The sequence below is a fragment of the Nonomuraea sp. NPDC050394 genome (assembly GCF_044459065.1).
Taxonomy (GTDB): domain Bacteria; phylum Actinomycetota; class Actinomycetes; order Streptosporangiales; family Streptosporangiaceae; genus Nonomuraea.
Genome location: NZ_JBITIO010000001.1, coordinates 185,307 through 206,117 on the forward strand (window position 1 = coordinate 185,307; position 20,811 = coordinate 206,117).

At 68.4% G+C, this 20,811-nt stretch carries 25 protein-coding genes; 18 read left to right on the forward strand and 7 right to left on the reverse strand.

The annotated features are described in order from the left end of the window. Positions 1–52: 52 nt before the first annotated feature. From secY to truA, 15 genes are all read left to right on the forward strand, one after another. Complete coding sequence (gene secY / locus ACIBKY_RS01065; RefSeq protein WP_184958060.1) at positions 53–1,363, forward strand: preprotein translocase subunit SecY; 1,311 nt, start codon at positions 53–55, stop codon at positions 1,361–1,363. Continuing rightward, the gene (locus tag ACIBKY_RS01070) at positions 1,363–2,013 is read left to right on the forward strand and encodes an adenylate kinase (protein ID WP_379614521.1); all 651 of its coding nucleotides are present in this window, start codon (positions 1,363–1,365) and stop codon (positions 2,011–2,013) included. Before secY ends, ACIBKY_RS01070 begins: the two co-directional genes overlap by 1 nt. Before the next feature lie 107 nt (positions 2,014–2,120). Beyond that, the gene (gene map, locus ACIBKY_RS01075) at positions 2,121–2,927 is read left to right on the forward strand and encodes a type I methionyl aminopeptidase (protein ID WP_397093435.1); all 807 of its coding nucleotides are present in this window, start codon (positions 2,121–2,123) and stop codon (positions 2,925–2,927) included. 38 nt (positions 2,928–2,965) lie between these two features. Beyond that, complete coding sequence (locus ACIBKY_RS01080; protein WP_397093436.1) at positions 2,966–3,379, forward strand: DUF1707 domain-containing protein; 414 nt, start codon at positions 2,966–2,968, stop codon at positions 3,377–3,379. A 97-nt stretch (positions 3,380–3,476) separates the two neighbouring features. Continuing rightward, a complete protein-coding gene (locus ACIBKY_RS01085) occupies positions 3,477–3,881 on the forward strand; it encodes a hypothetical protein (protein ID WP_397093438.1) in 405 nt (134 codons plus the stop codon). 229 nt (positions 3,882–4,110) lie between these two features. Beyond that, positions 4,111–4,668, forward strand: a complete 558-nt coding sequence (locus ACIBKY_RS01090; RefSeq protein ID WP_397093439.1) for a hypothetical protein — start codon at positions 4,111–4,113, stop codon at positions 4,666–4,668. 55 nt (positions 4,669–4,723) lie between these two features. Beyond that, positions 4,724–5,332, forward strand: coding sequence for a class F sortase (locus ACIBKY_RS01095; protein ID WP_397093440.1), 609 nt, complete (start codon positions 4,724–4,726; stop codon positions 5,330–5,332). 195 nt (positions 5,333–5,527) lie between these two features. Continuing rightward, positions 5,528–5,749, forward strand: coding sequence for a translation initiation factor IF-1 (gene infA, locus ACIBKY_RS01100; RefSeq protein WP_012887858.1), 222 nt, complete (start codon positions 5,528–5,530; stop codon positions 5,747–5,749). A gap of 89 nt (positions 5,750–5,838) precedes the next feature. Next, entirely contained in the window at positions 5,839–5,952 is a 114-nt protein-coding gene (gene rpmJ, locus ACIBKY_RS01105) for a 50S ribosomal protein L36 (protein ID WP_003956441.1), read from the forward strand. A 193-nt stretch (positions 5,953–6,145) separates the two neighbouring features. Next, positions 6,146–6,526, forward strand: a complete 381-nt coding sequence (gene rpsM, locus ACIBKY_RS01110; protein ID WP_397093441.1) for a 30S ribosomal protein S13 — start codon at positions 6,146–6,148, stop codon at positions 6,524–6,526. Between the two features lie 44 nt (positions 6,527–6,570). After that, positions 6,571–6,975 (forward strand): 30S ribosomal protein S11, encoded by a 405-nt coding sequence (gene rpsK / locus ACIBKY_RS01115; RefSeq protein ID WP_020542285.1) that lies wholly within the window; start codon positions 6,571–6,573, stop codon positions 6,973–6,975. Between the two features lie 20 nt (positions 6,976–6,995). Further along, entirely contained in the window at positions 6,996–7,622 is a 627-nt protein-coding gene (rpsD, locus tag ACIBKY_RS01120) for a 30S ribosomal protein S4 (protein ID WP_379614507.1), read from the forward strand. Between the two features lie 101 nt (positions 7,623–7,723). Further along, positions 7,724–8,740, forward strand: a complete 1,017-nt coding sequence (locus ACIBKY_RS01125; protein ID WP_184958053.1) for a DNA-directed RNA polymerase subunit alpha — start codon at positions 7,724–7,726, stop codon at positions 8,738–8,740. A 128-nt stretch (positions 8,741–8,868) separates the two neighbouring features. Continuing rightward, positions 8,869–9,417 (forward strand): 50S ribosomal protein L17, encoded by a 549-nt coding sequence (gene rplQ, locus ACIBKY_RS01130; RefSeq protein ID WP_397093443.1) that lies wholly within the window; start codon positions 8,869–8,871, stop codon positions 9,415–9,417. Between the two features lie 75 nt (positions 9,418–9,492). Continuing rightward, a complete protein-coding gene (truA, locus tag ACIBKY_RS01135; RefSeq protein WP_397095422.1) occupies positions 9,493–10,341 on the forward strand; it encodes a tRNA pseudouridine(38-40) synthase TruA in 849 nt (282 codons plus the stop codon). Between the two features lie 218 nt (positions 10,342–10,559). Here truA and ACIBKY_RS01140 read toward each other — a convergent pair whose 3' ends face one another. From ACIBKY_RS01140 to ACIBKY_RS01150, 3 genes are all read right to left on the reverse strand, one after another. Continuing rightward, positions 10,560–12,902: a hypothetical protein gene (locus tag ACIBKY_RS01140; protein ID WP_397093445.1), complete on the reverse strand. Its 2,343-nt coding sequence runs from the start codon at positions 12,900–12,902 to the stop codon at positions 10,560–10,562. Positions 12,903–13,004: 102 nt separating this feature from the next. Continuing rightward, entirely contained in the window at positions 13,005–13,820 is an 816-nt protein-coding gene (locus tag ACIBKY_RS01145; protein WP_397093447.1) for a hypothetical protein, read from the reverse strand. A gap of 17 nt (positions 13,821–13,837) precedes the next feature. Further along, complete coding sequence (locus ACIBKY_RS01150) at positions 13,838–14,578, reverse strand: CAP domain-containing protein (RefSeq protein ID WP_397093449.1); 741 nt, start codon at positions 14,576–14,578, stop codon at positions 13,838–13,840. A gap of 311 nt (positions 14,579–14,889) precedes the next feature. Between ACIBKY_RS01150 and rplM the strand changes: the two genes are divergently transcribed. The 3 genes from rplM to glmM are packed head-to-tail and all read left to right on the forward strand — an operon-like array spanning position 14,890 to position 17,234. Next, on the forward strand, positions 14,890–15,333 hold the full coding sequence (rplM, locus tag ACIBKY_RS01155) for a 50S ribosomal protein L13 (RefSeq protein ID WP_184958047.1): 444 nt from the start codon (positions 14,890–14,892) through the stop codon (positions 15,331–15,333). 26 nt (positions 15,334–15,359) lie between these two features. Next, the gene (gene rpsI, locus ACIBKY_RS01160; RefSeq protein ID WP_379614493.1) at positions 15,360–15,884 is read left to right on the forward strand and encodes a 30S ribosomal protein S9; all 525 of its coding nucleotides are present in this window, start codon (positions 15,360–15,362) and stop codon (positions 15,882–15,884) included. After that, on the forward strand, positions 15,885–17,234 hold the full coding sequence (gene glmM, locus ACIBKY_RS01165; RefSeq protein ID WP_397093451.1) for a phosphoglucosamine mutase: 1,350 nt from the start codon (positions 15,885–15,887) through the stop codon (positions 17,232–17,234). 168 nt (positions 17,235–17,402) lie between these two features. Here the strand turns inward: glmM and ACIBKY_RS01170 are convergent, their stop codons facing one another. From ACIBKY_RS01170 to ACIBKY_RS01185, 4 genes are read right to left on the reverse strand one after another with little or no spacing between them, the layout of a single operon-like run. Continuing rightward, the gene (locus tag ACIBKY_RS01170; protein WP_397093453.1) at positions 17,403–18,122 is read right to left on the reverse strand and encodes an ABC transporter permease; all 720 of its coding nucleotides are present in this window, start codon (positions 18,120–18,122) and stop codon (positions 17,403–17,405) included. Then, positions 18,122–19,036: an ABC transporter ATP-binding protein gene (locus ACIBKY_RS01175; protein WP_397093454.1), complete on the reverse strand. Its 915-nt coding sequence runs from the start codon at positions 19,034–19,036 to the stop codon at positions 18,122–18,124. The genes ACIBKY_RS01170 and ACIBKY_RS01175 overlap by 1 nt, the downstream gene beginning before the upstream one ends. Beyond that, positions 19,033–19,890: an ABC transporter permease subunit gene (locus tag ACIBKY_RS01180; protein ID WP_397093456.1), complete on the reverse strand. Its 858-nt coding sequence runs from the start codon at positions 19,888–19,890 to the stop codon at positions 19,033–19,035. Before ACIBKY_RS01180 ends, ACIBKY_RS01175 begins: the two co-directional genes overlap by 4 nt. Then, on the reverse strand, positions 19,880–20,791 hold the full coding sequence (locus ACIBKY_RS01185; RefSeq protein ID WP_379614479.1) for an ABC transporter ATP-binding protein: 912 nt from the start codon (positions 20,789–20,791) through the stop codon (positions 19,880–19,882). Before ACIBKY_RS01185 ends, ACIBKY_RS01180 begins: the two co-directional genes overlap by 11 nt. Positions 20,792–20,811 lie beyond the last annotated feature (20 nt).

The following is a 20,811-nucleotide window of genomic DNA, read 5'->3' on the forward strand; positions in this document are numbered from 1 at the left end:
ATCCCCGCACCATCGCATACTCACACCGCCACCATGGCGCGCAGGAGGGACCGTGCTGACCGCGTTTACCCGGGCGTTCCGGACGCCGGACCTGCGCAAGAAGTTGCTCTTCACTCTGGGCATCATCGCGCTGTTCCGACTCGGCTCGGTTCTTCCGACTCCGGGCGTTCACGTCCAGAATCTCGCGACCTGTCTCGAACAAGCACGAGACAGTTCCGCCGGCAACATCTATGGAATGGTGCAGCTGTTCAGCGGCGGCGCCCTTCTGAAGTTGTCGGTTTTCGCGCTGGGCATCATGCCGTACATCACCGCGAGCATCATTCTGCAGCTGCTCGTCGTCGTGATTCCCCGACTAGAAGCCCTGAAGAAGGAGGGGCAGGCCGGGCAGACGAAGATCACGCAGTACACGCGTTATCTGACCATCGGCCTCGGCATTCTCCAGTCGACCGCCTTCATCGCGCTGGCCCGTACCGGCCAGCTGTTCCCGCAGTGCCAGCAGGAGATCCTGCTCGACCCGGACAACATCTTCGGGATCGTCACGATGGTCATCATCATGACGGCGGGCACCTCGGTGATCATGTGGCTCGGTGAGCTCATCACCGACCGCGGTGTCGGCAATGGTATGTCGATCCTCATCTTCACGCAGGTCGTTGCGGTCTTCCCGTCCGAGCTGGCCAACATCTTCCAGGCGAACAAGTTCACCTTCGCCGCCGTTCTGGTGGTCGGCATCTTCATGATCGCCGCGGTCGTCTTCGTCGAGCAGGCTCAGCGCCGCATCCCCGTGCAGTACGCCAAGCGGATGGTCGGGCGCCGGATGTACGGTGGCACTTCCACCTACATCCCGCTGAAGGTGAACCAGGCGGGCATCATCCCGGTCATCTTCGCCTCGTCCCTGCTCTATCTGCCGCAGCTGCTCACCTCGTTGTTCGCCAACGCGGAGAGCCCGAACGCGGTCGTGCAGTGGATCTCACAGAACTTCGTGACGGGCGACACCCCGATCTACATGATCACGTTCTTCCTGCTGATCGTGTTCTTCACCTACTTCTACGTGTCGATCACCTTCAACCCCGTTGAGATCGCCGACAACATGAAGAAGTACGGTGGGTTCATTCCGGGTATCCGCCCGGGACGGCCCACGGCCGAATACCTGAACTTCGTGCTCACCCGGCTGACCGCGCCCGGCTCGCTGTATCTGGGTCTGATCGCCATGGTCCCGATCGTCGCCCTGGCCATCGCCGGCGCGAGCCAGAACTTCCCGTTCGGAGGGACGAGCATTCTCATCATGGTTGGTGTCGGCCTGGACACGGTGAAGCAGATCGAAAGCCAGCTCCAGCAGCGTAACTACGAAGGTTTCCTGCGCTAGTGAGGCTGGTTCTGGTCGGGCCCCCCGGAGCGGGTAAGGGGACACAGGCCCAGTACATCGCATCAAACCTGTCCATCCCGAAGATCTCGACAGGTGACATTTTCCGTGCCAACGTCTCGGGCGGCACGGAGCTCGGCACGCTCGCCAAGACGTACATGGACCGCGGCGACCTCGTGCCCGACGAGGTCACGATCGCCATGGTCCGCGACCGGCTCCGTGAGGACGACGCGCAGGACGGTTTCCTGCTCGACGGCTTCCCTCGCAACGTGTCGCAGGCCGAGGTGCTGCGCGACATGCTGAAGGACTGGGAGCAGGGTCTCGACCTCGTGCTGGAGCTCGTGGTCGACGACGAGGAGGTGGTGCGCCGGCTGGCCGGCCGGCGTACCTGCAGTCAGTGCGGGCGCATCTGGCACGTCGAGTTCGACGACAAGAAGGACGACGTCTGCGACGCGTGCGGAGGCAAGCTCTTCCAGCGCGACGACGACAAGGAGGAGACCGTCAGGCACCGCCTGGAGGTCTACCAGGAGCAGACGGCGCCGCTGGTCTCGTTCTATGCCAAGGACGACCTTCTCGTGGGCGTCGACGCCACTGGGCCGGTGGAAGAGGTCACGCAGCGGGCCATGGAGGCGATTCGCCCTTTCATGGGATAGCGAGCTAGGTATGCGAGGTGGCGCGGGATTCCGTGCCACCTCGCGGCTATTGTGGGGGAATTGACCTCCCGCGTCCGCCCGTTGAAACACCCTGGGGGGTGCCACACGTGTTCAAGAAGAACCGGCATGGAATTCAGATCAAGTCGCCCGAGCAGCTCGAGAAGATGCGGGCGGCCGGTCTGGTCGTCGGGCGTACGCTCGATCTGCTGAAGCGCTCGGTGCGGCCCGGCATGACGCCGCTGGACCTCGATGTGATCGCGGAGAAGGCGATCCGCGAGGAGGGCGCCGTTCCGTCGTTCAAGGGCTATCAGGGCTTTCCCGCGACGATCTGTGCCTCGGTCAACGACGAGGTGGTCCACGGGATCCCGACCAATGCCCGCCAGTTGCGCGAGGGCGACATCATCTCGATCGACTGCGGCGCGATCCTGGACGGCTGGCACGGCGACTCGGCGGTGACCGTCGCGGTGGGCGAGGTGGCACCCGAACTGGTCGAGCTCATGCGGGTGACGGAGGAGTCGATGTGGCGGGGAATCGCGGCACTCAAGGTGGGCGCGAACCTGTCCAACATCGGTTTCCAGGTGGAGAAGTACGTCAAGTCCCAGGGCCGCTACGGCATCCCCCAGGAGTACGGCGGGCACGGCATCGGCACCGAGATGCACATGGACCCGTGGATCGCCAACCACGGCAAACCGGGTCGCGGGCCGGTTCTGGAAGAGGGCATGTGCCTGGCGATCGAGCCCATGGTGAACCTGGGCGGGGCGCGTACGCGGGTGCTGGCCGACGAGTGGACCGTCGTGACGATGGACGGCAAGCCATCCGCGCACTTCGAGCACAGCGTCGCGGTGACACATAATGGTCCTTGGGTGCTAACCGCCCTCGATGGGGGCAAAGAGCGACTAGCACAGCTGAACTAGCGGGCCGGGAGTTGAGGGTGATGGCGCAAAGCCCCGAGATGAGGGCGTCCGACGTCGATCGCGACCGGGTGGCCGCAGTCCTGCGTGAACACACGGCACAGGGCCGCATCACCATGGACGAGTTCAATGATCGGCTTGAGCAGCTGTACCAGAGCAAGACCTACGGCGAGTTGGCCAGGCTGACCGCCGACCTGCCCGACGTGGACCTGCGGGCACGGCCCGCGAAGGCGGTCGGATCGGGGGTGCCCGCGCCCAAGCAGGGAATGCACCCCGGGATGCGCGGCGCCTGGGGCGCGTGGGCGGCGGCCAGCGGCATCAACTGGGTGATCTGGCTGATCATCAGCGTGACCTCGGGCGACTTCATCTATCCGTGGCCGCTGTGGGTGATGGGGCCGTGGGGTGTGATCCTTCTGCTGAGCACGGTCTTCGGTAGCGGGCCGCGCCGTACGTAAAAGTGGTATGTGTGCATTCCTGCGCAGATCGGGCGGGTTCTGCTTCCTAACGTGAGCGGTGTCGGCAACAGCCGGCCCAACTCCCGGAGGAAGACAGATGCGTAAGTTCCTCGTAGCAGCAGCGATCGCCGGATCCGTCGCCAGCGGCCTCGCCCTCGCCCCCGCCGCCCAGGCGAGCGCCGACACGTCGAGCTCGGCCGGCTTCTGGGGGCCGTACTTCTCCAGCAACGGTGGCAAGGCCTACGCGAAGGGCCGCACCTACAAGTCCGGCGGATACGTTCACACGATCTGGTCCGGCAAGGAGAAGTTCGGCGGCGACAAGAAGTACGGCTACGTCTGGTTCGAGTACTACAAGGGCGGCAGCTGGCACAAGTTCTACCGCCACTGGAACGGCTCGGGCGGCGACAGCTGGAAGGGCAAGGGCATCAAGAAGATGTACACCTACACCTGCTGGGGCAAGAAGCCGAACCACTACTGCGGCTCGAAGCACCGCATCTACTAGGCGATTCCCGCACAGAGCCCGTCCGTGACCTGGTCACGGGCGGGCTTTGCCCTATATCCGGAGTGAAAGACGCACTCTTTACCGCTGGTGCCAGTTGGCGGCGATCAAGAGGGGTAGATGATCTTTGACCAGCGAACCGGCGCTTTAGGGGGACAGATTGAGACGTGTCCTGCTCGGGGTGCTGGTGACCGCGTTCTCCACTACGGGGGCTTCGTCTTCGGAGCCCGGGGTGAGTGTTTCGCCCACCAGCGCCGGGCCTGGCGAGCGGGTGACCGTGCATGTGCACGAGTGCGGTGCCACGGACCAGGTCGTCGCCTCGTCGATGGCGTTCGCGGGGCGGCACGTCCGGCTGGCGCGCGGCGGGAGTCCCGGCGGGTGGGTGGGGAGCGTGGAGGTGCAGGTCGGGGCGGTCAGCTCGGTGCACGAGGTGACCGCTCGATGCTCCGATCGGCTGGTCAGGACCTACCTCACCGTGCGTGGCCATCCACGGCGCGGGCCGGATACCGGAGGAGGCGGGCTGGCCCTTGGCGGCGGTTCCGGGCTCGCCGACTCTGGGCTCGCCGACTCTGAGGTTGCGGGTTCTGAGGTTGCGGGTTCTGAGGTTGCGGGTTCTGAGCTTGCGGCTTCTGAGGTTGCGGCTTCTGAGGTCGCGGGTTCTGAGCTTGCCGGGGACGAGGGGCGGGCGCCGTGGCTGGCGGGTGCGCTGGGCGTCCTCGTGCTGGTGGCCGGGGGCGGTGCGCTGGCCGCCTGGAGGCGGTGGCGCGGCTCGCGTGACGCCGCGCCCTAGAGACTCGTGCCCGCCTGGCGCCGCGTGTCGGCGGTCGTCGGCGCCGGGCGGGCACGTGATCGTCGCTGTGGGGCTCGTTCTGGGCCTTTCCTCCTGTACGGCGCCGCCCGCCATGCCCGGGGAGGTGGCCGGCGGGCCGCCTGCCGTACAGGGGAAGGGGTGGCCGCGGCCGCTCGCGGGAGAGCCGGGCCGGGCCGAGCCCACGCGGGTGCTGATCCCGCGCCTTCATGTGAGCGCGCCGCTGGTGGTGCTCGGGGTGGGTGGCGACGGAGCGCTGGCGGTGCCACCTCTGGACCACGGGAATGTGGCCGGATGGTACGGCGGTGGCGTGACGCCGGGGGAGCGTGGCTCGGCGGTGATCGCGGGGCATCTCGACACCAGGCGGGGACCGGCGGTCTTCGCCCGGCTGGCCGAGCTGCGGGCGGGAGACGTGGTGGGCGTGGTGCGCGCCGACACGAGCGTGGCGGTGTTCGTCGTGGAACGGCTGTCGCGCGCGCCCAAGGACCGCTTCCCCGCGGAGGAGGTCTACGGGCCGACGGACACGCGCTGGCTGCGGCTGGTGACCTGTGGAGGCAGCTTCGACCGGATCCGGCGTACCTACAGTGACAACGTGATCGTGCACGCGCGCTTCCGAGCGGCGTACGCGAGCGCGGACTTGCGCTAAACTGGCGCATGGTTGTGTCAGGACACCTGGCACGCGTTTCGCGTTTTTAGCTCAGGTGTCGTACACTCCTTAGTCGGCTCACTTTGACTGTCACGCGTCGGCGATCCTTGCCGGTCGCCGCTCTCTTCGAAGCGTGATGTCGCGGCTGCAGTGAACCGAAACCTCAGACGACCGATCAGTGAAACGCGAGGGATTTTGGCCAAGAAAGACGGCGCCATCGAGATCGAGGGCACTGTGGTTGAGTCGCTCCCGAACGCCATGTTCCGGGTGCAGCTCGACAACGGCCATAAGGTCCTGGCCCACATCAGCGGCCGGATGCGGATGCACTACATCCGAATCCTGCCTGACGACCGGGTAGTCGTTGAACTGAGCCCCTACGACCTCAGTCGTGGGCGGATCGTCTACCGATACAAGTAACGACGGAAGCCGCCGCTCCGCGGGGGATGTTCCGGCGTTAGGCGCGGGTTTCGGCCCGCGAGGAAACACGTCTGAGGATACGAAGGACAATGAAGGTTAAGCCGAGCGTCAAGAAGATCTGCGACAAGTGCAAGGTGATTCGCCGGCACGGTCGCGTCATGGTGATCTGCGACAACCTGCGCCACAAGCAGCGTCAGGGCTAGTCGCGGTAAGGCTTCTCCGAGTCCGACACCCGTCAAGGGGTGGCGGGCTCGACGCATGAGCAGCCTGAAGTAATCGCGTGCCACACCCACATCAGTGGGACACCCTCGGTCGGAGGCCGAGGCCCTCACCCCGGGCATGGGGAGGGGCAGTGGAGCGCAAGACCTCCGCCACAGAGAAGGAGAATGCCCGACCATGGCTCGCCTGGTTGGCGTCGATCTCCCCCGCGAAAAGCGGCTGGAGATCGCTCTCACCTACATTTTCGGAATCGGCCGCACCCGGGCCCTTGAGATTCTCAAGGCCACCGGCGTCAACGGCGACCTTCGCGTGCACCAGCTCTCCGACGCTGAGCTCGTCCCGATGCGTGACTACATCGAGTCGAACTACAAGATCGAGGGTGACCTGCGCCGCGAGGTCCAGGCCGACATCCGTCGCAAGATCGAGATCGGTTGCTACCAGGGCATCCGTCACCGCAAGGGTCTTCCCGTCCACGGCCAGCGCACGCAGACCAACGCGCGCACCCGTAAGGGCAAGAAGAAGACCGTCGCCGGTAAGAAGAAGCCCGGTAAGAAGTAGTTCGCGCAGCCGCGGACCGAAGACCTCAGGAGTAATGGCTAACAATGCCTCCTAAGAGCCGTCAGGGCGCACCGAAGAAGGTGCGCCGCAAGGAAAAGAAGAACGTCGCTCACGGGCACGCCCACATCAAGAGCACGTTCAACAACACGATCGTCTCGATCACCGACCCCAACGGGAACGTGATCTCCTGGGCCAGCGCCGGCCACGTGGGTTTCAAGGGCTCCCGTAAGTCCACCCCGTTCGCCGCCCAGATGGCCGCCGAGAACGCCGCCCGCCGCGCCATGGAGCACGGCATGCGCAAGGTCGACGTCTTCGTGAAGGGCCCCGGCTCCGGCCGTGAGACCGCGATCCGTTCGCTGCAGGCGACCGGGCTCGAGGTCGGCTCCATCCAGGACGTGACCCCGGTTCCGCACAACGGCTGCCGTCCGCCGAAGCGCCGCCGCGTCTGACACCCAGGAGATATTGAGAAATGGCTCGTTACACGGGCGCGGACTGCAAGCTCTGCCGTCGGGAGAAGACCAAGCTCTTCCTCAAGGGCAGCAAGTGCGAATCCGCCAAGTGCCCCATCGAGATCCGTCCTTACCCGCCGGGTGAGCACGGTCGCGGTCGTCCGAAGGAGTCTGAGTACCAGCTCCAGCTTCGTGAGAAGCAGAAGACCCGCCGCATCTACGGCGTCCTCGAGAAGCAGTTCCGCAACTACTACGAGGAAGCCAGCGCCAAGACCGGCAAGTCCGGTGAGGTGCTTCTCCAGATTCTGGAGAGCCGTCTCGACAACGTCGTCTTCCGCGCCGGGTTCGCCCAGTCGCGTGACGCCGCCCGCCAGCAGGTGCGCCACGGCCACATCCTGGTGAACGGCAAGAAGGTCGACATTCCGTCGTACCGCGTTCGCGAGCACGACATCGTCGAGGTCCGCGAGAACAAGCGCAACCTGATGCCGTACGAGGTGGCCCGCGCCACCGCCGGCGAGCGCACCGTTCCGCCGTGGCTCGGCGTCGTGCCGGAGAAGCTCCGCGTCCTGGTTCACCAGCTGCCCGTCCGCGGTCAGATTGACACCCAGGTCCAGGAGCAGCTGATCGTCGAGTACTACTCCAAGTAGTCACTCGTCTCTAAGTGGAGTACGGCCCGCCGTACTCCACTTAAGCTGTTATGGAGAGCGGCGTCATATAGCGGTCGCCGCACTACAAGGGGAGATCCCACATGCTGATCGCTCAGCGTCCGACTCTTCTCGAAGAGTCGCTCGACGAGACCAGGTCCCGATTCGTCATCGAGCCGCTGGAGCCGGGCTTCGGCTACACCATCGGCAACGCGGTGCGGCGTACGCTGCTGTCGTCCATTCCGGGCGCGGCCGTCACCAGCATCCGCATCGAGGGCGTGCTCCACGAGTTCTCGACCGTGCCGGGGGTCAAGGAGGATGTCACCGACATCATCCTGAACCTCAAGGAGCTGGTCGTCTCCTCCGAGCACGACGAGCCGGTCGTCATGTACCTGCGCAAGCAGGGCCCGGGTGAGGTCACCGCCGCCGACATCGCGCCCCCGGCCGGTGTCGAGGTGCACAACCCCGAACTGCGCATCGCCACCCTCAACGGCAAGGCGAAGCTGGAGATGGAGCTGACCGTCGAGCGCGGTCGCGGCTACGTCTCCGCCGCGCAGAACAAGCAGCCCGGCCAGGAGATCGGCCGCATTCCGATCGACTCGATCTACTCGCCGGTCCTCAAGGTCACCTACAAGGTCGAGGCGACCCGAGTCGAGCAGCGTACCGACTTCGACCGTCTGATCCTGGACGTCGAGACCAAGGCCGCCATGAAGCCGCGCGACGCCGTGGCCTCCGCGGGCAAGACGCTGGTCGAGCTGTTCGGCCTGGCCCGCGAGCTGAACGTCGAGGCCGAGGGCATCGACATCGGCCCGTCGCCGACCGACGCGGCCCTGGCCGCCGACCTCGCGCTGCCGATCGAGGAGCTGAACCTCACGGTTCGTTCCTACAACTGCCTCAAGCGCGAGGGCATCCACACTGTGGGCGAGCTAGTCGCCCGCAGCGAGCAGGACTTGCTCGATATAAGGAATTTCGGCGCCAAGTCCATCGAAGAGGTCAAGCAGAAGCTCCACGAGATGACGCTTGCTCTCAAGGACTCCCCGCCCGGGTTCGACCCGAGCGCGGTGGCCGGCGGCGGCTACGACGACGACGACTCCGCGTACGTCGAGACCGAGCAGTACTAAGCAGGACCCCCGGGCCGCGAGGCCCGGGATCGCATCTGGTTTATCGCGGGCCCCTGTTCGCAGGGGCCTGGCGGCTCGACTCCGGTACCTAACACGGCCGGGGCGGGTTCATTCTCAAGGAGAACGTAATGCCCAAGCCCACCAAGGGTGCACGTCTTGGCGGCAGCCCGGCTCACGAGCGGCTGATCCTGGCGAACCTCGCCACCGATCTGTTCCGCTACGGCCGTCTCACCACCACCGTGACCAAGGCCAAGCGCGTCCGCCCGCTGGCGGAGCGCCTGATCACCAAGGCCAAGAAGGGCGACATTCACAACCGTCGCCAGGTGCTGACCGTCGTCAAGGACAAGGGCGTCGTCCACCACCTGTTCACCGAGATCGCCGTGACTTTCGCGGAGCGTCCCGGTGGCTACACCCGGATCACCAAGATCGGTAACCGTAAGGGCGACAACGCGCCCATGGCGGTCATCGAGCTGGTCACCGAGCAGCTGAACCCGGTCACCGTCTCGCGCACCACCCCGGCCGCCGAGGCTGCCGCCGCTCCCGCGGCCGCCGCCGAGGTCGTCGAGGAGGTCGCTGAGGAGACCACCGAGGCTGAGACCACCGAGGCCGAGGCCCCCGCGGCCGCCGCCGACGAGGCTCCCGCCACGGAGACCGAGGCGAAGAAGGACGAGGCCTGATCTTTCAGGCCGTCAACGGGCCCGGACCCCTTTTGCGGGGGTGCGGGCCCGTTGCGCATTCAGGAGGATGACATCGTGGTACGGCTCCGCCTCGACCTCGGTTACGACGGCACCGACTTCTCCGGATGGGCGCGTCAGCCGGGGCGGCGTACGGTGCAGGGCGAGATCGAGGAAGCGCTGACACGGATCCTGCGGCTGCCGGAGCCGGCCTCGCTGACGGTCGCCGGGCGGACGGATGCCGGGGTGCACGCCCGGGGGCAGGTGGCGCACGTCGACCTGGATGAGGAGTCGCTGGGGCAGCTGGATCCGCGGGGCGGCGCGCCCGCGGGACGGGCTGAGAGGCTTGCTGCGCTTGTGCGGAGGTTGGCGGGGGTCCTGGCGCCAGATGTACGGATATTTCGCGTCTCGGTGGCTCCTGAGGGCTTTGACGCGCGATTCTCGGCTCTGTCCCGGCGGTATGCGTACCGGGTGTGCGACGCACCGGGTGGGGTGGACCCGTTGGTGCGGCGGGAGGTGGTCTGGCATGCCCGGCCGCTGGACGTCGAAGCCATGAACGCCGCGGCCGTGCGGTTGCTGGGTGAGCATGACTTCGCGGCATTCTGCAAGAAGCGCGAGGGCGCTACGACGATTCGGGAGCTGCAGCGGCTTGAGTGGGTCCGGGACGGGCGGGGGCTGCTGGTCGCCACCGTGGTCGCGGACGCGTTCTGCCATTCCATGGTCCGGGCGCTGGTCGGGTCGTTGATGGCGGCCGGGGACGGGCGCCGGCCGGTGGAGTGGCCGGGGGAGGTGCTGGCGGCAGCCGTACGGGATTCGGGGGTGCACGTGGCGCCCGCCCACGGGCTGTGCCTGGAGGAGGTCACCTACCCGGCGCCCGCCGAACTCGCCACAAGAGCAGCCGCCACCCGCCGCGTCCGCACCCTCTGACCACCCCTCGGGGTCTTCGTCCCCGCACCCATCTGGCGGTACGGCTGACGCGCACCCATGCCACGCTGCCCCCGTCCTGGGCGACGACCATCCGGGTCCTGCCCGCCGCGTGCCCCGGAGTCGCACCTGCGCCTCGCGACTCGGGGCCGGCATTTGGCCCGAAGCATCGATGGCACGGGAATCCGGATCACGGCGACGAACGTCCCATGCGGAGTGTGTCAGCTGGCGGCGATTCGGCGTTCCAGGACCTTGGCGGTCTGGTCGCGGAAGCCGCCGCTGATCTTGCCCAGGCCGGTTTCCTTTTCCGTCGGGGTGTGGCCGTCGGCGTAGGTGGCGTAGCTGAAGACGATGTAGCGCCCCCAGACCAGGCCGGCCGCGTAACCGCCGGCGATGTGGATGCGGTCGCCGCCGCTGCCCGCCGAACCGGGCAGGGCGCGGAACCAGAGGTTGCGGCTCAGGTTCTTGGCCTGGTCGGCTTCGACCGCCGCCTCCTTCGTGGGCAGGACCGCGAGGCCGGTGGTGACGGCGTAGCGGCGCTTGCTGTCGACGTACGTGGCGCGCAGGACGCGGCTGCAGTCCTGCTTGCGCAGCGCGTCGGCGAACGGGCCCGCGGCGACCTTCTCGCAGTTCTCGGCCATGCTGGTCTTGACCCTGGTGAACGACCTGCCGCCGATCTTGATCTTCTTGGCGGGGAAGGCCTCGGTGAGGGCGAGCTTCTTGGGGTCGGTCTGCTCGGAGTTCAGGACCGAGGCGCCTGCGGTGTCGTCCGGTGGGTCGGTGGTCGCGGAGGTGGAGGGCTGCGACGTGGCCGGGGGTTGTGAGGCCGCGGCGTCGGCGGGCTTGGAGCCGTTGATCGACCGGTAGGCGAAGAACGCGCCGGTCGCCACGCCCGCCAGGACCAGGACGCCCAGCGCGGCCAGGAGGACCTTCTTGCCCTTGGCCGGTGGTTGCGGGGGGCCGGGTTGCGGGGGCGCGGTGGGGCCGCCCGGCGTGAACAGGCTGCCCGGCTGGGTGTGCGCCTGCTGACCGGCGAAGGGCTGGTTGCCGAAGGCCTGGCGGGCCGGGGGCTGGAAGTTGTTCGGTACCGGTGCCTGTGGGCGCGCGGGGTCCGGGTGGGGGCTGTCCGCCGCCGGAGGGCGGGGGCCGGGGAAAGCGGGGATGCCGTGGGGCGGGGTGTCCGAGTCGGCCGGGGGCAGCGCCATGGGCTGCCTCGGCGCGGGCAGCTCGGGCTTCGGGCCCCAGACCTCTGGCGGGAACGGGAGCTCGGGCAGCTGGTGCGGGCCGGTGTCGTCGGACTGCTTCATCGGCCACACCGGGATGTCGCCGGGCTCGGCCTGGCGGGCCACCGGGAGGGTGAGGCCGGGGTCGAACGGCTGGTTGGGTCCGGCGCTCTGGGGTCCGGGCGGCTGGTTGTGCCCGGTGCCCTGGTGTCCGGGCGGCTGGTTCGGTCCGGTGCTCTGGGGGCCAGGTGGCTGGTTGTGCCCGGCGCTCTGGTGTCCGGGTGGCTGGTTCGGTCTGGTGCTCTGGGGTCCGGGTGACTGGGGTGGGCTGCCGGGGGGCTGGGGTGTGTTGCTTTGGGGGGCTGTGGCCGGGTGCTGGGGGTTTGCGGGTACGGCGGGCGTACCCGGCCATGGGGCCTGGGTTTCCAGGGCGTCGTAGTCGGCGCCGGGGATGGGTTCGCCGGTCGCCGCGGGCCACGGGGGTACCGCCGGGTCGGTCACCGGGGACGGCCAGACCTGCATGCCCGCTGCCGCGGCGGTGAAGCCGGGCGGGGGCTCCCAGGTGGGCTCGCCGGGAGGCGGGGTGCCGGACGGGAGTTCGGGCTTGGGCCAGGAGGTTCGGGTGAGCTGGGGGTCGTCGGGCTCGGGGTCGGCGAACCAGTCGTACTCGGCTTCCTCGCCGGGCACCTCCCACGGCTTCGCGCCCGGGAAGGCGGGCAGCTCGGGCAGGTCGGCGGTGGGCACAGGCTCGGGGGCCGGAGCCGGGGCCGCAACGTTCCACGGCTGGACGTCGGCAGTAGGCACAGGCTCGGGGGCCTGGGCCTGGGCCTGGGACGCAACGTTCCACGGCTGGGCGTCGGCATGAGGCGCCCCCGGCACGGGGTTGGCCGGGTTGGTGTCCGCGGCGCCGAAGTCCGGGGCGGGACCGGGCGGCGGTGGGTATCCGAGCGCGTCCGCCGGTGGCGGCTGGGGGCCGCTGCTGGGCGGGGGTCCGGTTGTTGGCCTGGTGGGGTCGTGGCGGGGGTCCGGGGTGGTGGAGCGGGGGGCCTCGGGCCAGCTCGGGGGCAGGGGCGGCTCGGGGGCCGGGAGGTTGGGGGGCGGGCCCGGGTAGACGGGGATGGGGGCGCCGCCGGCACTTGGCCAGGGCAGGCGCTCCGCCGTCTCCTGCTGGTCGCCCTCGCCACCGTCCTGTACGGCGTCGCCGTACAGGACGGGCGGGGCTGTCTGGTCGTCGGCGGGTGAGAGGAGCTGGCCGAAGCTCGGCGGCGGTGTCGTCGCCGGAGCGACCGAGCCGTCGGTCTCGGCGCGCTCGTGCTCGGACCCGGGTTCCTGGCCACGCATAAGGGGGAGCCTAGCGAGAAGGTCGAGATCGTCATGCCGGTATGGGCGTTCCCGGCCGGATCGACCGCCTTGTTTGTCCGCTTATGGTAGGTTATGGGCGGTTCAAGTCCCGGGGTATCCGCTGAGTGAACGGGCGTCCAGAGCCTTGAAGGCGGTCGCCTTCGCGATGTCGTCGGCCGCCTGGGCGAGAACCTTGGAGGTCTTCTTGGTCGGCTCCGAGCCATCCTTGTTCTGGAACCAGACCATGATCGCGTAGTGCCCGTGGACCCAGATCTCGGCGGCGCCGGAGCCCGATCCGATGTACTTGGTCACCGCGTCCTTGCCGGGCAGCGCCTTCACGTACACCGAGCGCTTGTCCTTGCCGCCGGCGGCGGCGACCTTCTTGGCGGAGCCGGTGGTGTTGAGGTTCGCGACGCCGACGGTGCCGATGACCTTGCCGGCCTTGTCGCGGAAGCTGGCGCGGACCACCTGGGTGCACTTGCCGGACTTCAAGGCCTTCGCCAGCTTCTCGCCGTTGGCGGCGTCACCGCACTTCTTGTCGCTCTTGGTGATGGTCATCTCGTAGGAGCGCCCCTCCACCGTGAACTTCTTCTGGGCGAAGAGCTCCTTGACCGTCAGCGGTTCGGGGTCGGTCTTGCGTTCGCCGGCGAAGCCGAACTCGCCGGGCGGCGCCGACGGCAGCGGCGCGGAGGTACGGCGCGCCGTCTCGGCCTGGCCGGGAGTCTCGGTGTTCCACATGATGACGAGGCCGCCGGCGAGCAGTCCGAGCACGGCCAGCCCGCCCAGGGCGAACCACAGCGGCCCCCGGGAGCGCGGTCCCTCGTCATAGGGGCTCCACATGGTGCTCTGCCGTGTGGTCTCGGTCGTGGCCGAGGCCTCGTCTTCGCCGCCGGTCGATCGCTTCTTGGGGAAACCCATGCCGGGAGATTACCGCGTCAGCGGTAGCCGAAGTCCTGGGTCCACCACAGGCCGGTCGGCCCGTTGGCGACGCCGACGCCGATGGCCACGATGTCGCAGTTGAGGATGTTGCCGCGGTGGGAGCGGTTGGTCAGCCACCCGCTGACCGCCTCGCCGGGGGTGGTGTAGCCGCTGCCGATGTTCTCCGCGGCGCCCTGGCGGTAGCCCGCGCGCTCCATCCGCTCCCACGGCGAGGAACCGTCGGGCGAGACGTGGTCGAGCTTGCCCTCGGTGGCCATCTCCATGGAGTGGGCGCGGGCCGATCGGGTCAGGCGCGTGTCGACGCGCAGCGGCCGGCAGCCCTTCTTGACCCTGGCGCTGTTGGTGAGGACGACCACGCGGCGGGCGAACTCGGGCTCCAGCCGTACCACCGGATCGCCGAGGATCTGCGTGGGGTGGTCCTGCGGGAAGAAGCCGGAGATCTCGCTCGACGGCGAGGGCAGCGGCTTGGCGGTCGCGCGGCCGTGCGGCTGCGACGGGGTGGTCTCGCGCGGGATCGGGGCCGCGAACGGCTGTTTCCTGGGCGTCGGTACGGCTGTCGCCGCCGCGGGCGGCACGCTCTCGTTGAGGTAGAGCTGCTCGGCCGGCGGCTCGGCGTCGGTCAGGCGGCCGATGAGCACACCGGTGAAGACCGCGGCAGAGAGGCACGCCAGCACCCCCAGGTGGTTCCGGCGCCGGAAAGTCCGCTGGGTCAGCCGGGTGTGAATGCTCTGCCACATGCCGGAGCCAACGATAGGGATGAGCGGTGGTGGTAAAGAAGGGATTGCCGGGAAACGAAATAGAACCGTTCTGTGTCGGGTAGACTCGGCGCCGGTTACCGGTAGCTCTTGAAGTGAGGTAGCCTAGTCAATCGTTGTGTGCATAGGTCCAGAGCGACCGATGCGCGGCGCGTCCGGCGTCATCTCCCATGAAGCCTGTTGAGGCAGGGAGACGGAAGGTCCGGGCTGTCGTGCGCCCGCACCGACCGACAAAGGCGCTGACCGATTCCGGCAGCGGTAAGAAGACGCCGAGCAAGATAAGGCTAACGACCGTGCGCACGTACTCACCGAAGCCCGCTGACGTCGAACGTCAGTGGTACGTCATCGACGCGACCGATGTCGTGCTGGGCCGGCTGGCCAGCCACGTCGCGACCCTGCTCCGCGGCAAGCACAAGCCGATCTTCGCCAACCACGTCGACACCGGTGACTTCGTCATCGTCATCAACGCGGAGAAGATCGCGCTGAGCGGTAACAAGCTTGAGCAGAAGAAGGCTTACCGCCACTCGGGCTACCCGGGCGGTCTGCGTTCCGTGACCTACGGCGAGCTCATGGAGAAGCGCCCCGACAGGGCGGTCGAGAAGGCCGTCAAGGGCATGCTCCCCAAGAACTCCCTCGGCCGGAAGATGGCGAAGAAGCTCAAGGTCTACGCGGGTTCCGAGCACCCGCACCAGGCCCAGCAGCCCGTGCCGTTCGAGATCACCCAGATCGCCCAGTAGTAGTTCGAAAGATTTAGAGGAGAACCGTGGCTGAGCCCACCGGTGTCGAGACGGCCGTCGTCGAGGCCGAGCAGGAGGACTTCTCCACCGAGGAGTTCCCGTCCGAGTACACCACCGAATCCGCCGCCAGCGCCGACGCCCCCGTGCGTAAGCCCGTCACCACGGGCAACTCGTACGGCACCGGCCGCCGCAAGGAGGCGATCGCCCGCGTGCGCATCGTCCCCGGCACCGGCAAGTGGACGATCAACGGTCGTTCGCTGGATGCCTACTTCCCGAACAAGGTCCACCAGCAGATCGTCAACGAGCCCTTCGTGGTGCTCGGTGCCGAGGAGGCCTTCGACGTCATCGCCCGCATCGACGGTGGCGGCGTGACCGGCCAGGCCGGTGCCCTGCGCATGGGCCTGTCCCGCGCGCTGGCGGTCCTGGACGTCGAGAACAACCGTCCGCCGCTGAAGAAGGCCGGCTTCCTCACCCGTGACGCCCGCGCCACGGAGCGGAAGAAGTACGGCCTCAAGAAGGCCCGCAAGGCTCCGCAGTACAGCAAGCGCTAAGTGGGGCGCCTTTTCGGCACCGACGGGGTACGTGGGGTCGCGGGTCGCGACCTCACGGCCGAGCTCGCCATGGACCTTTCGGTCGCGGCGGCTCACGTCCTCGGCGATGCGGGCGCGTTCGCCGCGACAGGCCACAAGAGGCCTGTCGCGGTCGTAGGCCGGGACCCCCGGGCTTCAGGTGAATTCCTGGAGGCCGCGGTGGTCGCCGGCCTCGCGTCGTCCGGAGTGGATGTGCTGCGCCTCGGCGTGCTGCCCACCCCGGCCGTCGCCCACCTCACGGCCGCGCTCGGCGCCGACATCGGCGTCATGTTGTCGGCGTCGCACAACCCGGCGCCGGACAACGGCATCAAGTTCCTGGCCAGGGGCGGCTTCAAGCTGTCCGACGCGGTCGAGGACGAGATCCAGCGGCGGCTCGGTGAGGCGTGGAACAGGCCCGTCGGCTCGGCCGTCGGCCGGGTCAGAGACGCCTACGGCGAGGCCGACCGTTATATCTCCCACCTGCTGACCACCGTCCAGGGCAGCCTTGACGGGCTGAACGTGGTGGTCGACTGCGCGCACGGCGCGGCGCACATGGTGGCGCCGGAAGCGCTGGTACGCGCGGGCGCCCGGGTGGAGGCGATCGGCGCCAGGCCCGACGGGCTCAACATCAACAACGGCTACGGCTCGACCCACCTGGACAAGCTTCAGCAGGTGGTCATCTCGCGCGGCGCCGACCTCGGGGTCGCCTACGACGGTGACGCCGACCGCTGCCTCGCGGTCGACCACACCGGTGCGATCATCGACGGTGACCGCATCATGGCGGTGCTGGCCAGGGCCATGCACGACGAGGGCACGCTGGCCCACGACACCGTGGTCGCGACCGTGATGTCGAACCTCGGCTTCAAGCTGGCCATGCGCGAGGCCGGGATCAACGTGATCGAGACCGCGGTGGGTGACCGCTACGTTCTCGAACGCATGAAGGCCAACGGCTACAACCTCGGCGGTGAGCAGTCGGGCCACGTCATCATGCTCGACCACGCCACCACCGGCGACGGCCTGCTGACCTCGCTCCACCTGCTGTCGGTGGTCGCGCGGACCGGCAAGACGTTGCGCGAGCTGTCCTCGGCGATGACGGCGCTGCCGCAGATCCTCATCAACGTCAAGGACGTCGACAAGGGCAAGGCTTCGGTGCCGGAACTGGTCGCCGCCGTGGCCGCGGCGGAGGCGGAACTGGGCGAGACCGGCCGGGTACTCATCCGGCCGAGCGGCACGGAGCCGATGATCCGGGTCATGGTCGAGGCCTCATCGGAGGACCAGGCCTCGCAGGTCGCGGGCCGCCTGGCCGATGTGGTGCGCACGTCCTGCTCGTAGAGGTTTTTTCAAGGGGTACGGCGGTGCCGTACCCCTTTCCTCATTCCACGCGCCCGCCGGGATAGACGCGCACCTGGGCGCGTCGTCGATGGCCCGCCGGGGGAGAGTTGACCGCCCGCCCGCGGATCTGCCTGCTGGTCGAGGACGCGCAACTGCGCGTACAGGCTCTCACTCGTCTCCGGTGAGGGAGAAGGCGCGCAGCCGCAGCCCCGCCCAGACGACCGCGCCGACCGTGACGATCACGATCGCCGGTATGGCCCAGCCGATCGTCACCGCGGTCTGGTCGATGAACGCCGAGGTGGAGATCTGGTCGGCGATCGCCTGGGCCCACTGCTGGATGGAGAAGTTCTGGGCGCCCTTGACGAAGGTGCCCACCATGCCTTCCCAGATCAGCGCGTAGATGATGCCGATCGTGACCGCGTGGCGGGTGAGGACGCCCAGCAGCAGGAACAGCGCCGCGTACGCGATGCCGCCGAGCAGGGAGCCGAGGGCGAACCCGAAGGCGATGCCGTCCTCGTCGCGCACCAGCAGCCAGGCGGCGAGGTAGGTGGGGACGGCGGCGAAGACGGCCAGCATGGAGGCGGCCACCAGGAACTTCGTCTGGGCGATCACCGGCCGGGAGATCGGCTTGGACATCAGGTGGATGATGGTTCCGTCGTCGATCTCGGGCGCGATGACGCCGGTGCCGGCGATCAGGCCGAGCAGCGGCAGCATGGTGGCGATCGCGAAGTTCTGCATGAGCAGGATCGCCGAGCGCTGGTCGGCGCCGCCGGTCAGGCGCAGCAGGACGGCCAGTCCGATGAGCGCGAGCGGCAGCAGGAGCAGCAGCACGATGCGCCGCCTGCCGAGCAGTGCGCGGTAGGTGATCCCGGCAACCACGGTGTTCATCAGGTGCTCCGGTTGATCAGGTAGGAGAAGACGCTCTCCAGGTCCTCGTCGACGGGGGAGACCTGGTGCAGGTTGATGCCCTCGGCGCGGGCGACGCGCGGCAGCAGCCAGGCGAAGCGGCGGAACTCCACCGCCTGCACCTCCAGGCCGTCGGGGCCGAGCGTGACGCCGCCGGAGGAGGCGTCCACGATGAGCGCGGCGGCCAGCTTCCTGTCGTCGCTGGACTTGATGCGGAACAGGTGCGGGCGGTCGGTCATCAGGCGGCGGATCTGCCGGAAGTCGCCGGAGGCCGCGTGGCGCCCGGCGACCAGTACCTCGATGTGCTGGGCGACCCGCTCGACCTCTTCGAGGATGTGCGAGCTGAACAGGATGGTCTTGCCGGCGGTGCCCATGGCGCGGATGAGGTCCATCAGGTGCATGCGCTGGCGCGGGTCCATCCCGTTGAACGGCTCGTCGAGCAGCAGTACCTCGGGGTCGTGGACGAGGGCGGCGGCGACCTTGACGCGCTGGCGCATGCCCTTGGAGTAGGTCTCGACGCGGCGGTCCTTCGGCCCTTCCATCTCGACCGTGGCCAGCGCCTTCTGGGCGGCGCTGACGGGGTCGGACAGGCCGTGGAGCTTGGCGGCCGAGAGCACGAACTGCCAGCCGGTGAGGAAGCCGTAGACGCCCTCGCGCTCCGGCACCAGGCCGATGTCGCGGTAGATGTGGTGGTTCTTCCACACCTTGGTGCCGTCGAGCGTGACGCTGCCTCCCGACGGGCCCAGGAACCCGGCCATCATGTGCAGGAGCGTCGACTTGCCCGCGCCGTTGGGCCCGAGCAGGCCGGTCACGCCGGGCCCGATCGTCATGGTGACGTCGTTGACCGCCACCACGTTGCCGTACCAGCGCGAGACCTGGGAGAGCTCGAGTTTCATTGGGCCGCCGCCTTCCGGTAGCGCAGGGCCAGCACGCCGATGGCGAAGGCGATCAGCGCGAGCGTGATCAGCGCCGGGGCCGGGCCGGGCGGGTATCCGCCCTCGGAGTTGGGCGTGGTGCCGAACAGCCACACCTGGACCGCGTCCACCAGCCAGAACGGATTGAGCAGCCACGCCCACTTGGCGGCCACTTCCTCGTTCATCGACAGCAGCGTGCTGTAGATGACCGGTACCGCCGCCAGCGACAGCAGGTAGACGGCGATGACCGAGGCCACGCCGAGCCCGCGCCGGGGCGTGAGCGAGGCCAGCGCCAGGCCGAACGCGGTCAGCAGCACCGCGAGCAGCAGCGCCATGGTCAGCGCGCCCAGGTACTCCTTGGTCTGCGGCGGCCCCGGCAGGTCGATGAGCAGTTCGCCGACGTAGATGAGCGTGAGCGGCACCGCCACCAGCATGAACAGCGCGGCCGTCATCGAGATGACCTTGGCGCTGACGTACTGCACGATCGCGACCGGGCGCGAGAGGTAGAGCGGCAGCACGCGGTAGCGCAGGTCGGGGGCGACCACGGTGGGCGCCTGCGCGGCCAGGAAGATGGCGATCACCGCCTGCATGATCACCGCGAACGCGCTGTAGGCCATGCCGCGCTGCTGGAGCAGGGCCATCATGGCGATGCTCACGACCGCGGGCAGCAGCATGATGATGGCGAGCAGGAAAGGCATGATCTTGCTGCGGGCCGTACGGCCGAGGCCGAAGATGCCGCGCAGGCTGTGCAGCGTCAGCGCCCGCGTCGCGTAGCCGGGGCCCAGTCGCGGCCCGTCGTAGTGGCGGTAGCCGATGTCATAGATCTCAGACGACATCCGCGGCCTCCTCCCTGAAGACGTCCTCGATGCGGTGGCGGCCCTGCTCCATCCGGATGAGGCACAGGTCGAGGTCGACCACGGCGTCGCGGATGGCGTCGAACGTCTCCGGGCCGCTCACCTTGACCAGCAGCAGGCGGCCGTGCTGGGTGACCTGCTGGCCGTGCTCCGCCAGCCGTTCCGCCAGGGGCTGCACGCCCTCCTCGACCTCGACGGTGAGGCTCTGGGTGGCCTGGGTGAACTCGGTGATGGCGGAGGAGCGCAGCAGGCGGCCGGCGTCGATGACGATCACGTGGTCGCAGATGCGTTCCAGCTCGCCGAGCAGGTGGCTGGTGACCAGGACGCTGATCCCGAACTCGGTGCCGATGCGGCGGATCAGCGCGAGCATCTCGTCGCGCCCGCGCGGGTCGAGGCCGTTGGTGGGCTCGTCAAGGAAGATCATCTTGGGGTCGTGTACGAGCGCCTGCGCCAGCTTGACCCGCTGCTTCATGCCGGTGGAGTAGCCGCCCATGGCGCGGTAGCGCTCTTCGGCCAGCCCCACGTGGCGCAGGACGTCGGCGGCGCGCTCGCGGGCGGCCGTGCGCGGCAGCCCGGACATCTGGGCGAGGTGGACGACGAACTCGGTGGCCGACACGTCGGGCGGCAGGCAGTCGTGCTCGGGCATGTAGCCGACGAGGCGGCGAATCTGCGTGCCCTGCGTGGTCACGTCGAGATCGAGCACCTTGGCGCCGCCCGCGGTGGGTGGCAGCAGGCCCAGGAGGATCTTGATCAGTGTCGACTTGCCCGCGCCGTTGGCGCCGACCAGGCCGGTCACGCCCGTTCCGACGTCCACCGTGAGCCGGTCGAGCGCGGTGACGGTCGGGAAGCGTTTGGTCAGCCCCTCGGTAGCGAGGATGTGCATGATCCGGACACTACCCTCCG

Bases quoted from the DNA above. Each gene is read 5' to 3' on its own strand.
- rplQ (WP_397093443.1), top strand. From the start codon at position 8,869: ATGCCCAAGCCCACCAAGGGTGCACGTCTTGGCGGCAGCCCGGCTCAC.
- ACIBKY_RS01125 (WP_184958053.1), top strand. From the start codon at position 7,724: ATGCTGATCGCTCAGCGTCCGACTCTTCTCGAAGAGTCGCTCGACGAG.
- ACIBKY_RS01185 (WP_379614479.1), bottom strand. From the start codon at position 20,791: ATGCACATCCTCGCTACCGAGGGGCTGACCAAACGCTTCCCGACCGTC.
- ACIBKY_RS01145 (WP_397093447.1), bottom strand. From the start codon at position 13,820: ATGGGTTTCCCCAAGAAGCGATCGACCGGCGGCGAAGACGAGGCCTCG.
- ACIBKY_RS01150 (WP_397093449.1), bottom strand. From the start codon at position 14,578: ATGTGGCAGAGCATTCACACCCGGCTGACCCAGCGGACTTTCCGGCGC.
- ACIBKY_RS01170 (WP_397093453.1), bottom strand. From the start codon at position 18,122: ATGAACACCGTGGTTGCCGGGATCACCTACCGCGCACTGCTCGGCAGG.
- ACIBKY_RS01085 (WP_397093438.1), top strand. From the start codon at position 3,477: ATGCGTAAGTTCCTCGTAGCAGCAGCGATCGCCGGATCCGTCGCCAGC.
- ACIBKY_RS01175 (WP_397093454.1), bottom strand. From the start codon at position 19,036: ATGAAACTCGAGCTCTCCCAGGTCTCGCGCTGGTACGGCAACGTGGTG.
- ACIBKY_RS01080 (WP_397093436.1), top strand. From the start codon at position 2,966: ATGAGGGCGTCCGACGTCGATCGCGACCGGGTGGCCGCAGTCCTGCGT.
- ACIBKY_RS01140 (WP_397093445.1), bottom strand. From the start codon at position 12,902: ATGCGTGGCCAGGAACCCGGGTCCGAGCACGAGCGCGCCGAGACCGAC.
- rpsM (WP_397093441.1), top strand. From the start codon at position 6,146: ATGGCTCGCCTGGTTGGCGTCGATCTCCCCCGCGAAAAGCGGCTGGAG.
- rpmJ (WP_003956441.1), top strand. From the start codon at position 5,839: ATGAAGGTTAAGCCGAGCGTCAAGAAGATCTGCGACAAGTGCAAGGTG.
- rpsK (WP_020542285.1), top strand. From the start codon at position 6,571: ATGCCTCCTAAGAGCCGTCAGGGCGCACCGAAGAAGGTGCGCCGCAAG.
- rpsD (WP_379614507.1), top strand. From the start codon at position 6,996: ATGGCTCGTTACACGGGCGCGGACTGCAAGCTCTGCCGTCGGGAGAAG.
- ACIBKY_RS01180 (WP_397093456.1), bottom strand. From the start codon at position 19,890: ATGTCGTCTGAGATCTATGACATCGGCTACCGCCACTACGACGGGCCG.